9 protein-coding genes and 1 pseudogene are annotated in these 12,194 nt (G+C 62.8%); 8 read left to right on the top strand and 2 right to left on the bottom strand.

What is annotated here, in order from left to right; all coding sequences use genetic code 11:
* Positions 1-109 precede the first annotated feature (109 nt).
* The 4 genes from pal (at position 110) to ftsH (ending at position 5,362) form a co-directional block, all read left to right on the top strand.
* Entirely contained in the window at positions 110-616 is a 507-nt protein-coding gene (gene pal / locus CN311_RS10580; protein ID WP_097573472.1) for a peptidoglycan-associated lipoprotein Pal, read from the top strand.
* A gap of 175 nt (positions 617-791) precedes the next feature.
* Positions 792-1,856 carry a tol-pal system protein YbgF gene (gene ybgF / locus CN311_RS10575; protein ID WP_097573470.1) on the top strand — a complete coding sequence of 355 codons (1,065 nt, stop codon included), beginning with the start codon at positions 792-794 and terminating at the stop codon, positions 1,854-1,856.
* 52 nt (positions 1,857-1,908) lie between these two features.
* The gene (gene tilS, locus CN311_RS10570) at positions 1,909-3,315 is read left to right on the top strand and encodes a tRNA lysidine(34) synthetase TilS (protein ID WP_097573468.1); all 1,407 of its coding nucleotides are present in this window, start codon (positions 1,909-1,911) and stop codon (positions 3,313-3,315) included.
* A 121-nt stretch (positions 3,316-3,436) separates the two neighbouring features.
* The gene (ftsH, locus tag CN311_RS10565) at positions 3,437-5,362 is read left to right on the top strand and encodes an ATP-dependent zinc metalloprotease FtsH (protein ID WP_097573466.1); all 1,926 of its coding nucleotides are present in this window, start codon (positions 3,437-3,439) and stop codon (positions 5,360-5,362) included.
* 454 nt (positions 5,363-5,816) lie between these two features.
* Here the strand turns inward: ftsH and CN311_RS10560 are convergent, their stop codons facing one another.
* Both CN311_RS10560 and CN311_RS33840 read right to left on the bottom strand, forming a co-directional pair.
* Positions 5,817-6,479 carry a hypothetical protein gene (locus CN311_RS10560; RefSeq protein WP_425351063.1) on the bottom strand — a complete coding sequence of 221 codons (663 nt, stop codon included), beginning with the start codon at positions 6,477-6,479 and terminating at the stop codon, positions 5,817-5,819.
* Between the two features lie 90 nt (positions 6,480-6,569).
* Positions 6,570-6,794, bottom strand: a pseudogene (locus CN311_RS33840) (hypothetical protein); the annotation flags it as partial.
* Between the two features lie 468 nt (positions 6,795-7,262).
* Between CN311_RS33840 and glmM the strand changes: the two are divergent.
* From glmM to CN311_RS10540, 4 genes are all read left to right on the top strand, one after another.
* On the top strand, positions 7,263-8,615 hold the full coding sequence (glmM, locus tag CN311_RS10555; RefSeq protein ID WP_097573464.1) for a phosphoglucosamine mutase: 1,353 nt from the start codon (positions 7,263-7,265) through the stop codon (positions 8,613-8,615).
* Positions 8,616-8,851: 236 nt separating this feature from the next.
* Entirely contained in the window at positions 8,852-9,670 is an 819-nt protein-coding gene (locus CN311_RS10550) for an outer membrane protein (protein WP_097573462.1), read from the top strand.
* 279 nt (positions 9,671-9,949) lie between these two features.
* Entirely contained in the window at positions 9,950-10,810 is an 861-nt protein-coding gene (locus CN311_RS10545) for an outer membrane protein (RefSeq protein ID WP_097573460.1), read from the top strand.
* A 195-nt stretch (positions 10,811-11,005) separates the two neighbouring features.
* Positions 11,006-12,181: a phosphoserine transaminase gene (locus CN311_RS10540; RefSeq protein WP_097573458.1), complete on the top strand. Its 1,176-nt coding sequence runs from the start codon at positions 11,006-11,008 to the stop codon at positions 12,179-12,181.
* Positions 12,182-12,194: the final 13 nt, after the last annotated feature.

Raw genomic sequence — 12,194 nt, 5'->3', positions numbered from 1 at the left:
CGGACGGCGGCCGAAACCAAATTTTAACCGTGTTTCTTGAATGCCGGTTAACCCAAACGTGGTTACTGGGTGATCAACGAAATCACTCGAAATGCGAAGGAGAGGCGGCATGGGCCGTATCGCAAGACTTACCACAAACCCGGTGATGATCGCACTGGTCGCGATGCTCGCCATCACCGGTTGCGCCTCGAAGAAGACCCCGAACAGCGCCGCCGACCTTGGCCTCAACGGCGCTGGTGCTGCCACGCCCGGATCGGCCCAGGACTTCACCGTCAACATCGGCGACCGCATCTTCTTCGACACAGATTCGTCCTCGATTCGCGCCGACGCGCAGACGACGCTTTCGCGCCAGGCACAGTGGCTGAACCAGTACAAGCAATACGCCATCGTCATCGAAGGCCATGCCGACGAGCGCGGCACGCGCGAATACAATCTGGCGCTCGGCGCCCGCCGCGCCGCCGCCACCCGCGACTTCCTCGTCGCCCGGGGCGTTTCGGCCAGCCGCCTGAAGACCATCTCCTACGGCAAGGAGCGTCCGGTCGCGGTCTGCGACGACATCTCCTGCTGGTCGCAGAACCGCCGCGCCGTCACCACGCTCAGCGGCGCCGGTTCTTGATCGGCAGAAATGCCACACCTCGATACGAAAGGCGGCCATCTGGCCGCCTTTTTCATATGTGACCTCCGGAAACAAAATTTGGCCGAAGTCTCACGTCCTGCTAAGAGCCGAGAGCGCTTGGTCCCACTCTGACCGAAGGGCGCAAAAGACAAACAATTTTCACGGCGAGAGGCACATGCATTTCAGAACGGTCTTGAGCGGCACGCTTGCGTTGCTGCTCGTATCAAGCGCCGCCACACATGCTAGCGGTACCGGGGCAAGCGCCACCGGCCAGCCAGCAGACAGTGGGTTCTCCTTCCATCTGCCGACGCTTGGCATTTTCGGCGAAAAGAAGAAGGCGGACCAACAGCAGATCGCGCAGCAGGGCGGGGCTGGCGTCACCGGCCTGGAAGACCAGCTCCGGCAGATGAACGGCAAGATCGAGGAACTCAATTTCCAGATCTTGCAGATGCAGGAACAGATCCGCAAGCAGCAGGAAGACAACGAATTCCGCTTCCAGCAGTTGGAAGGCGGTTCGCAGGGTGCGCAGCAGCCGCCCGAGCAGAAGAAGTCGGAAGCCCCTCCTCAGGATAACAACACCGACAGCAGCGTCGCCGAGGCTCCGGCCGACGCGGCTACACCACCCGCCGGTGGCCAGAGCGCCGGAGAGGTCATCGTCGAATCGCCCACAGGCGATCCCGGCAAGGTAGTGACCGGCGCACCGCCGAAGACATTCGGCACCATCACCGTCGACAAGAACGGCAATGTGGTCAACGCCGACGGCACGACGACGGCTCCGGCTGAGTCTGCCGCACCGGCCGCCGGCGCAAATACCGGCAAGGCCGATGGCACGGTGGTCGCGGCGCTGCCTTCGACCAATGACCCGGAGGAGCTCTACCGCAACTCCTACCAGTTCATCCTGTCTGGCGACTACAGCACCGCCGAACAGGGGTTTCGCGATCATATCGCTCGTTTCCCCAAGGACGCCAGGGCAGCGGACGCGCATTACTGGCTGGGTGAATCGCTGCTCGGACAGCAGAAATACCGCGACGCGGCCGAGACGTTCCTCGCCGCCAGCAAGGACTATCCGAAGGCCAAGAAGGCGCCGGACATGCTGCTGAAGCTCGGCGTGTCGCTGGTCGGGTTGAACCAGCGCGACGTGGCCTGCGCCACCTTCGGCGAAATCGGCAAGCGTTATCCCGGCATCTCGGGCGCGCTCAAGGAACGCGTCAAGCAGGAAAGGGCGCTGGCGGCGTGCTAGTTTTTCTCCTGCATGTGGTTGCCCCGGCCCCGCTTTTGGGCGACATGCATTGATGCTCCAAACCGAGCCGGATCTTTCGGAACGCCTTTTTTTTGAGATCGATTTTACCAACGGCGCTGTTGCAGCCGTGTCCGGCGGCAGCGATTCGACCGCCCTCCTCCTCCTCCTCAAAGACCATCTCGACCGTACCGCGCCCGCAACGAAACTGCTGGCGGTGACGATCGATCACGGCCTGCGGCCGGATGCGGCAAGTGAGGCGCGAGCGGTGGCCGGCGTCTGCGCGGAACGCGGCATTGCTCATCGCATCCTGGCCTGGTCTGGGCCGAAGCCGTCGAGCGGCCTGCCCGCCGCCGCGCGCGAGGCACGCTATCGGCTGCTGGCCGAGGCCGCCGAGGGGGAAGGCATCGGCCTGATCCTGACCGGGCACACGGCCGACGACCAGGCCGAGACCGTGCTGATGCGACAAGCACGTGACGAGCAGGAAGGACGAGGTGTTGCCGGTATGGCGCCGGCCACCCTCTATGATTGGCAAAGCTGGATCGTAAGGCCGCTGCTTGATACACAGCGGGCGACCCTGCGCGAAATCCTGCGGCGCGCAAGTGTCGGCTGGGCCGAAGATCCGACCAATGAGGACGATGCTTTCGAGCGGCCTCGCATCCGCGCAGCGCTCGCGGCCGCGGATGGCGGACAGCGCATGGGCAACGCGCTAGCGCTGGCCGGCCGCGCGGCCACCGAGCGCGAAGAGCTTGGCCGTCGGGCGGCCGCGCTGATCCGCGGTTACGCCTCCCAGCCGGCCGATGGCCTCATCCGCCTCGATCCGGACTTTGTGACATCCGGCGACGACCGCGCTGTCGTCTATGCATTGCGCATCCTGCTGGCGACCGTCGGCGGCGTTGGCTTCCTGCCCGACCAGGCCCGCAGCGAAGTCTTGTTCGACCGGCTGAGGGGCGAGCCGTTTCGCGCCACCCCCTTTGGCGCCGCCCCGTTTCGCGCCACATTGTCGCGGACGGCAGTCGACGCGCGGCGCGCCGGCATCTTCCTGCGTCGCGAAGCCCGCAACTTGCCACCCGCGGCTCCAGCAGAGGAAAATGCCCTCTGGGATGGCCGCCGCCGGATCACATTGAGCGACAAATCGGATGCATTGGTGATCGCATCGCTGTCGATCGCCCCGCTCGGGGTGGCCTCCGCCGCAAAGCACGCAAATGCCAGGGACGGCACGCCACCAAACCTCGTCCGCGCTGCGCTGGCGGTCGAACCGGCGCTGTGGCGCGGCGGCAAATGCCTTGGTTTATCGGGGAATAGTCAAGTTGCGGCCGCCGTCGCCTTCCAGCCGGTCGTTGCGCCCTTTGCCCGCTTCCTGCCATCCTTCGATCTGGAGCCGGCCGGGGCAGTTGCCGAGCTTGTCGGCGCACCGCCTGCTCCGGTTCTGCCTTTCGGCCGCCGCAGTGCCGGTTCATGATGGGGCGAAAGCTTAACCGAGACATGCTGTTTGGCTTGGCAAGGGGAGGCGCCCTCCCTATGTTAGGCTCAAGCTTCCTCTTATGACGCGTGTCCGCCGGCGGACACCAACGGGACAATTGATGAATCCGAATTATCGCAATCTCGCGCTCTGGGCGATCATAGCGGTCCTGCTCATCGCCCTCTTCAATCTGTTCCAGACGCCGCAGACGCGCGGCGCATCGAGCGATGTCCCCTATTCGCAGTTCCTGCAGGACGTCGCGGCGGGCCGGGTCAAGACGGTGACGATCGCGGGTGCCCGCATCTCCGGCACCTATACGGACAGTTCCACCGGCTTCCAGACCTATTCGCCGGGCGATCCGTCGCTGGTTTCAAGGCTGGAGGACAAGAACGTCACCATCAATGCGCGCCCCGAATCCGATGGCTCCAATTCGCTGTTCGGCTATCTCATCTCTTGGCTGCCGATGATCCTGATCCTTGGCGTCTGGATATTCTTCATGCGCCAGATGCAGTCCGGCTCCGGCCGCGCCATGGGCTTCGGCAAGTCGAAGGCCAAACTTTTGACCGAGGCGCATGGCCGCGTCACGTTCCAGGATGTCGCCGGCGTCGACGAGGCCAAGGAAGATCTGGAAGAGATCGTCGAGTTCCTGCGCGATCCGCAGAAGTTCCAGCGGCTCGGCGGCAAGATTCCGCGCGGTGTGCTTTTGGTCGGCCCTCCCGGAACCGGCAAGACGCTGCTTGCCCGCTCGGTCGCCGGTGAGGCCAATGTGCCGTTCTTCACCATTTCCGGCTCGGACTTCGTCGAGATGTTCGTCGGCGTCGGCGCGAGCCGTGTGCGCGACATGTTCGACCAGGCCAAGAAGAATGCCCCCTGCATCATCTTCATCGACGAAATCGACGCGGTCGGCCGCCATCGCGGCGCCGGCCTCGGTGGCGGCAACGATGAACGCGAACAGACGCTGAACCAGTTGCTGGTCGAGATGGACGGTTTCGAATCCAACGAAAGCATCATCCTGATCGCCGCCACCAACCGCCCCGACGTGCTCGACCCGGCGCTGCTCAGGCCCGGCCGTTTCGACCGCCAGGTGGTGGTGCCGAACCCCGACATCGTCGGTCGCGAGAAGATACTGAAGGTGCATGTGCGCAACGTGCCGCTGGCGCCCAATGTCGACCTCAAGGTGGTCGCGCGCGGCACGCCGGGCTTTTCCGGCGCCGATTTGATGAACCTCGTCAACGAATCCGCCCTGATGGCTGCGCGGCGCAACAAGCGTCTCGTCACCATGGCCGAGTTCGAGGACGCCAAGGACAAGATCATGATGGGCGCCGAGCGCCGCTCGTCGGCGATGACCCAGGCCGAGAAGGCACTCACCGCCTATCACGAGGCCGGCCACGCGATCCTGGCGCTCAACGTGCCGTCGGCCGACCCGCTGCACAAGGCGACCATCATCCCGCGCGGCCGCGCGCTTGGCATGGTCATGCAGTTGCCGGAGGGCGACCGCTATTCGATGAGCTACAAATACATGATCTCGCGCCTTGCCATCATGATGGGCGGCCGTGTCGCCGAGGAGTTCAAGTTCGGCAAGGAAAACATCACTTCCGGCGCCTCCTCGGACATCGAGCAGGCGACCAAGCTGGCGCGCGCCATGGTTACGCGCTGGGGCTTTTCCGACAAGCTCGGGCACGTTGCCTATGGCGACAACCAGGAAGAAGTCTTCCTCGGCCACTCGGTGGCCCGAACGCAGAACGTCTCTGAAGAGACGGCGCAGATCATCGACGCCGAAGTGCGCCGGCTGATCGACGAGGCCTATTCGACGGCGAAGTCCATCCTGACCAAGAAGAAGAGGGAATGGATCGCGCTGGCTGAAGGGCTGCTGGAGTACGAGACGCTGTCGGGCGAGGAGATCAAGCAGCTGATCGCCGGCCACAAGCCAGCGCGCGATCTCGGCGACGACACGCCGCCGAGCCGAGGCTCGGCCGTGCCGAAGTCCGGCCGCCGCAAGAAGGGCCCGGAGCCCGAAGGCGGCATGGAGCCCCAGCCGTCAAGCTGAGGTCGGCCGGGACAATTGATTTCGAAACGCCGCGGCTGGACCGCGGCGTTTTTGTTTGGAAGGCCTCGTTGTCGGTCAGTCGTAGCTTGAAATCTTGCCGCAAGGGTGGGCGCTGTTCGCTTGGATTTGACGTCAGGACGGACCAATTGTCGAAACTGGTGCTGCCCCTCATCCGCCTGCCGGCACCTTACTGCCCGTATAGTGACAGCGAGAAGGGGGCTGGCCGCAACCTCGGCGCCTTTCCCGCAACGTTGGTGATTGGCGGAATCGTTCTTGACAGGGCCCCGTCACTATACGGGAAATGATGCCGGCAGATGAGGGGGCGGCACCAGCGCTCGCGAATGTCATCGCCAACTGCTTCGACTCAGCCGACATGCCCCCCGCGCGGCGGCAAAAAGCCCGCGAACCTTGCGGTTCGCGGGCTTTCGGTTCGTTCAGATCGTACTGTCGCCGATCAGCTCTTCAGCCTGGCGTTGCACAGGCTGTAGAAGCCGCCGCCTTTCTGGATCCACTTGAGGCCGCCCAGCGTATTGGCGTCCTTGTTGGCATAGTAGGTTTCGAGGCAGGTGTGCATGCGGCCCTTGGCGGGAGTCTCGCCGGCAAACTTCTTCGAGATCGCCGTCGGGAACTTGACGCCCCTGGGCGCCGTGACGGTCGGTGTTTCCGGGTCGCTGGTATAGCTTGCCTCATCGGGAGCCGGTACGGTGTCGTCGTCGGATGCACCGGCGCCGCACGAGCTCTTGCGGAAATCGTTCCACTTCATGCCGTTCAGCGTGTTGCCGGCCTTGGCAGCCTGATATTTGGCGCTGCAATCGGCCATGCTGAGGCCTTTGCCGGTGTCAGTGGTGGTCGCAGCCGTGGTTGTCGTGTTGGCGGGTTCTGCCGCGGCGTTGGCGCCGGCGGCACATTCGCTCTTGCGGAAGTCGTTCCACTTCATGCCGTTCAGCGTGCCAGCGGCTTTCGCGGCCTGATACTTGGTGCTGCATTCTTTCGCCGTCAGCCCTGGTGCGGTGTCATCAGCCGCCGCTGCCGACTTGGTCGTCTTGGCAGGCGTTGTGTCGACCGCGGCGGTGGTACCGGCGGCGCATTCGGTCTTGCGGAAATCGTTCCACTTCATCCCGTTCAGCGTACCGGCGGCTTTCGCGGCCTGATACTTGGTGCTGCATTCCTTCGCCGTCAGACCCGGCGCCGCGTCGTCCGTGGCCGCGGCCTTGGTCGTGTCGGTGGCCTTTGCCGTCTTCTTGGCCGGCTTGGTGTCAGTGGTGGTGGCACTGGCGTCGGCGCCGCATTCGGCCTTGCGGAACTGGTTCCAGTTCTGCCCGTTCAGTGTTCCCGCATCCTTGGCCGCGTTGTACTTGGTGCTGCACTCGGCCATGGTCAGCGCGTTGGCCGGCGCCGCCAGGAACAAGGTCGCGACGGCAAGGCCCGTCATAGTGGCAAGTCGATGGATGAGCATGGCGTTTTCTCCGTTGCTGCCGCCCATATTATGTCCCTAGCAAAATCCATAGCGCTCAACGGGCGGTTGCGCCAGATGCTAGTCCGCAGGGAGCGTAAAGAAAACGCGTTCTTTGCGACAAGGTGATGAAATCGTTGCCGATCATCGGTTCCAGGCAAGAGGTTTTGGCGGCTGCATTCGCACCAATTTGCGCTTTTGCCGGTACCAGACTATCGCAGCAAGGCCGTCCTGTGGTAGCAATCGCCCGGTTTGGCCTGGAGTTCCTGAACCCCGACGCGGTTTCATTGGCGAAAGCTTTAAATCCACCGCGCCGGCGTGACACAAAACACACAAAACAATGATTTTCTAAGGATTGATAACGCACAATCATTCAATGTGATGATAGGGGCTCCGGCCAATTGTGGCATGAGTTCTCGGGAAGAACCATCGAGGAAGGTGGCTGGCATGGCAGGACGTTATTTCGGCACGGACGGTATTCGCGGGCGCGCGAACAGGTTTCCAATGACGGCGGAGGTCGCGATGAGGGTCGGCATGGCCGCCGGCCTTTCGTTCCAGCGCGGCAGCCACCGCCACCGCGTCGTGCTCGGCAAGGACACCAGGCTTTCCGGCTACATGATCGAGAATGCGATGGTGGCTGGCCTGTGCGCCGCCGGCATGGACGTGTTCCTGCTCGGCCCGATCCCGACGCCTGCTGTCGCCATGCTGGTGCGCTCGCTGCGCGCCGATATCGGTGTGATGATCTCGGCCTCGCACAATCCCTACTACGACAACGGCATCAAGCTGTTCGGCCCCGACGGCTACAAGCTCTCCGACGAGATCGAGGAGCGCATCGAGGGGATGCTCGACAAGGACATCGAGCTGGCGCTCGCCGATTCGGACGGGCTTGGCCGCGCCAAGCGCGTCGACGGCGTGCATGACCGCTATATCGAATTCGCCAAGCGCACGCTGCCACGGTCAATGTCGCTTTCGGGGCTGCGCATCGTCGTCGATTGTGCCAATGGCGCCGCCTACAAGGTGGCGCCCGAGGCGCTGTGGGAACTCGGCGCCGATGTCGTCGCCCTCAATGTCGACCCCAACGGCTTCAACATCAACAAGGAATGCGGCTCGACCCATCCGGCCGGCCTGCAGAAGAAGGTGCACGAAGTGCGCGCCGATATCGGCATTGCGCTCGACGGTGACGCCGACCGCGTCGTCATCGTCGATGAAAATGGCGCCATCGTCGATGGCGACCAGATCATGGCGCTGATCGCGGAGTCCTGGCAGCAGAGCGGACGACTGGCCGGCGGCGGCGTCGTCTCGACGGTGATGTCCAATCTCGGCCTCGAACGCTTCCTCGGCGACATGAACCTGCAACTGCACCGCACCAAGGTCGGCGACCGCTACGTCGTTGAGCACATGCGCGCGCATGGTCTGAATGTCGGCGGCGAACAGTCGGGCCACATCGTGCTGTCCGATTTTTCCACGACCGGCGACGGCCTCGTCTCGGCGCTGCAGGTGCTCGCCTGCATCAAACGGCAGAACCGGCCGGTCAGCGAATTGTCGAAGAAGTTCGAGCCGGTGCCGCAGCTTCTGAAGAACGTCCATATTTCCGGCGGCAAGCCGCTCGAGGAAGCCCCGGTCAAGGCGGCGATCGAGGATGCGCGCCATCGCCTCGGCAAAGCCGGGCGCCTGGTCATCCGGCCGTCCGGCACGGAGCCGCTCATTCGCGTCATGGCGGAAGGCGACGACCAGCAACTGGTCGAGGCGGTCGTCAACGACATCGTCGGGGTCATTTCGGAAGCGCGCAGCGCAGCCTGATCCCTGCGCCTGTCCAAACTGAAGTCTGCTAGAAAGCCCGCCCTCCGGCGGGCTTTTTCGTTTGATTTGCGCGTCCGCCACCTGCAGCCACGGCTGTCCCAATCCCTGGAATTCTAAAGATTCGTGGTTAAGCAATAGGGTTAAATGCCTTTTAACCTTTGCAATTCATTATCCACGTTGAAATCAACCGCAGCCGGACGCATTCGCCGTTCCGAGGGTTCTTAGGGGTGACAAGTATGTTCAATACAGCAAGAATGGCCCTCTTTGCCGCGCTGTTGGCGGGCGTAGCCGGACCGGCGTTCGCCGCCGACTTCGTGGAGCCGCCCGTGGTCGAGCAGGCGCCGCCGGCGCCCGTCTATGAACAGCCGGTGGATGTTGGTGGCTGGTATATTCGCGGTGATATCGATTATCACTGGTCGGATTTCCGTGGCGCCGACTACATCACCTACGGGCCGCCGCCCGGCACAAACAGTTTCAGCAGCGGCGATCTGAAAGGGGCCTTTTCGTTCGGCGGCGGTGTCGGCTACAAGATGAACGATCATTTCCGTACGGATTTGACCGCCGACTACTGGTTCAACTCGGACTTCGATGGCGCAACTACAGATGGCGTAACGACATCGACCGAGGTGTCGAAAATGAGCGCCTTGTTGCTGCTCGCCAACGCCTATGTCGATATCGGCACATGGCAAGGCATCACCCCCTATGTCGGCGCCGGCATCGGCGGCGCACGCGTGAAATGGGACAATGTCAGGGATCCGAATACCACCGAATTCAACCCCGGTACCTCCAACTGGCGGTTCGCTTACGCTCTGATGGCCGGTGCTTCCTACTGCCTGACTGACAAAGTGATCCTCGACGCAGGCTACCGGTTCTCCCACATCCAGGGAGGCCGCATGTTCGAGTATGACGTAAGCAGCTCCGGCCCAGGCTTCGATCGCGGCTTCAATACGCACGAGGTGCGCGGCGGTTTGCGCTATCAATTCGGCGGTAACAATGGGTGTGCCGCGCCGCAGGCTGTCTACGAACCGGAACCCGAGCCGGTCTACACCAAGTAAGCGCATTCAAAAGACAAGCATCCCCGAACCGCCCGGCCAGCGCCGGGCGGTTTTCATTTAGGCTGCTCCAGATGAGAACCGATCTAAGCTTGTGCGAAGCGCATTGCATGTCGTTGTCGCAAAACCGCGGCACACTTTTGCACGACATCCACAAGACGAGAGTCGTTCAAATCAATTCGGTAACTCCCTGTTATCCTTAACCCCCACTTAACCACTATGGTTAACAATGCCTCCTGAGATGGCGCTTGCGAAAGGTGCCAAGTTCGGGAGTCGGGGACCATGACATTTAAAACGCGCATAGCGCTGGCGCTCGCCGCAATCATGCTTACGCCGCTGTCGCAGGCGCTCGGCGCCGACTACGATCCGCCTGTCTATGTCGACCAGGCGCCTGACTATGTGCCGGTCGAGGTCGGCTCAGGATGGTATCTGCGCGGCGATGTCGGCTACGCGTTCAGCCATCCGTTCGAGCGCCAGGAGACAGCGATCGATCCCTTGAACAGTTTTTGGTCGAATGACAGCCTGTTTACGGGCAGCATCGGCATGGGGTACCATTTCAACGACTATCTTCGCGCGGAGTTGAACGCCGGGATTCTGCCGAGCAACAAGTTCGGCGACCATCAAGATCTTGCGGCCACCTGCGACGGTTCGACGCTTATCAGGGATGCCAACGACGACATTGTAAGCGCCGCCGCTACGCAGAACTGTGACAGGTCCGACAGCGCGTCCAACAAGGGCTACAGCCTGATGGCCAATGGCTATGTCGACCTCGGCACATACGTCGGGATTACGCCCTATGTCGGTGGCGGGCTCGGCGTGGCCTACACCAAGTACTACAGGAATCTCGGCGCGCGCGATTGCGTCGAAGCGGCCCCAGACCCTTCCGGAACCGGTGGATTCTCCTGCGATGACCCTGCAGGATACGGGGGCACGACCGACTCGGAGGCCAAATTCAATCTCGCCTACTCGATCGGCGCCGGTCTTTCCTACCAGGTGACCAAGAATGTGTCGGTCGACCTCGGCTACGAATATTTCTCCGTGCCAAACGCGAAATACGTCGCGTTTGATGGGGGCCTTTTCAATATTCACAAAGGTATAGATTATCAGACTGTCAAACTCGGCTTTCGCTACGACCTCTGGTAGGCTCGATCGAAGCGAAGCAAATTGCAGCGGCGGGTCTTTGGCCCGCCGTTTGCGTTACGGCCCTTTCGCCGCAGCCGGCCAGTATCCTTCCAGCGACAAAGACTTTCCTCTTGACGCCGGAAACCTGAACGCATATCGCCGTCCGTGGGCCACCCCTCCCCAACGAGGGGCCACTATCTGGAAGGATAGACCACGATGACGACGCATACGAAGCCCGGACTCCGTCCGGCGAACCCCCATTTTTCCTCAGGTCCCTGCGCAAAACGCCCCGGCTGGTCGGTCGAGGCGCTGAGCAATGCCGCGCTTGGACGCTCCCACCGTGCCAAGATCGGCAAGGCCAAGCTCGAACAGGCGATCGAGCTGACGCGCGAGATCCTTCAGGTCCCGGCTGATTATCGCATCGGCATCGTGCCGGCGTCGGACACCGGCGCGGTTGAGATGGCGCTGTGGTCGCTGCTCGGCGAGCGCGGCGTCGACATGGTCGCCTGGGAAAGCTTCGGCTCCGGCTGGATCACCGATGTGGTCAAGCAGCTGAAGCTCGCCGACGTACGCAAGATCGAAGCCGGCTACGGCGTGCTGCCCGACCTTGCAAAGATCGATTTCGACCGCGATGTGGTCTTCACCTGGAACGGCACGACCTCAGGCGTGCGCGTTCCCAATGGCGATTTCATTCCGGCCGCTCGCAAAGGTCTGACCATCTGCGATGCGACCTCGGCGGCGTTTGCGCAACGCCTCGATTTCAGCAAGCTGGATGTCGTCACCTTCTCCTGGCAGAAAGTGCTGGGCGGCGAGGGCGCACACGGTATGCTGATCCTCAGCCCGCGCGCCGTCGAGCGGCTGGAGAGCTACAAGCCGGCCTGGCCGCTGCCAAAAATCTTCCGCCTCACCTCGGGCGGCAAGCTCATCGAAGGCATCTTCAAGGGCGAGACCATCAACACACCATCGATGCTTTGCGTGGAGGATTATCTCGATGCACTCCATTGGGCGAAGTCGATCGGCGGGCTCGACGCATTGATTGCCCGCGCCGACGCCAATGCCGCCGTCCTTGAGGGCTTTGTCGGCAAATCCTCGTGGCTAGGCCATCTCGCTGTCGACCCAACGACGCGGTCGAACACATCCGTCTGCCTTTCCTTCACCGACCGGCAAGTTGCAGCCCTCGACGCCGACGGGCAGGCGGCCTTCGCCAAGGGGCTGGTCTCCGCGCTCGACAAGGAGGGCGTCGCCTACGACATCGGCGCCTATCGCGACGCGCCGCCCGGCCTGCGCATATGGTGCGGGGCGACGGTCGAAACCTCCGACGTTGAGGCGCTGCTGCCCTGGCTCGACTGGGCCTTCGCCCAGCAGAAGGCTGCGCTCAAGGCGGCCGCCTGAGTTTTCCAGTGGC

Source organism: Mesorhizobium sanjuanii (genome assembly GCF_002529485.1).
In the GTDB taxonomy this organism is placed as follows: domain Bacteria; phylum Pseudomonadota; class Alphaproteobacteria; order Rhizobiales; family Rhizobiaceae; genus Mesorhizobium; species Mesorhizobium sanjuanii.
Note: the sequence above shows the minus strand (reverse complement) of the source record. Positions and strands in the feature narration are given on the sequence as shown.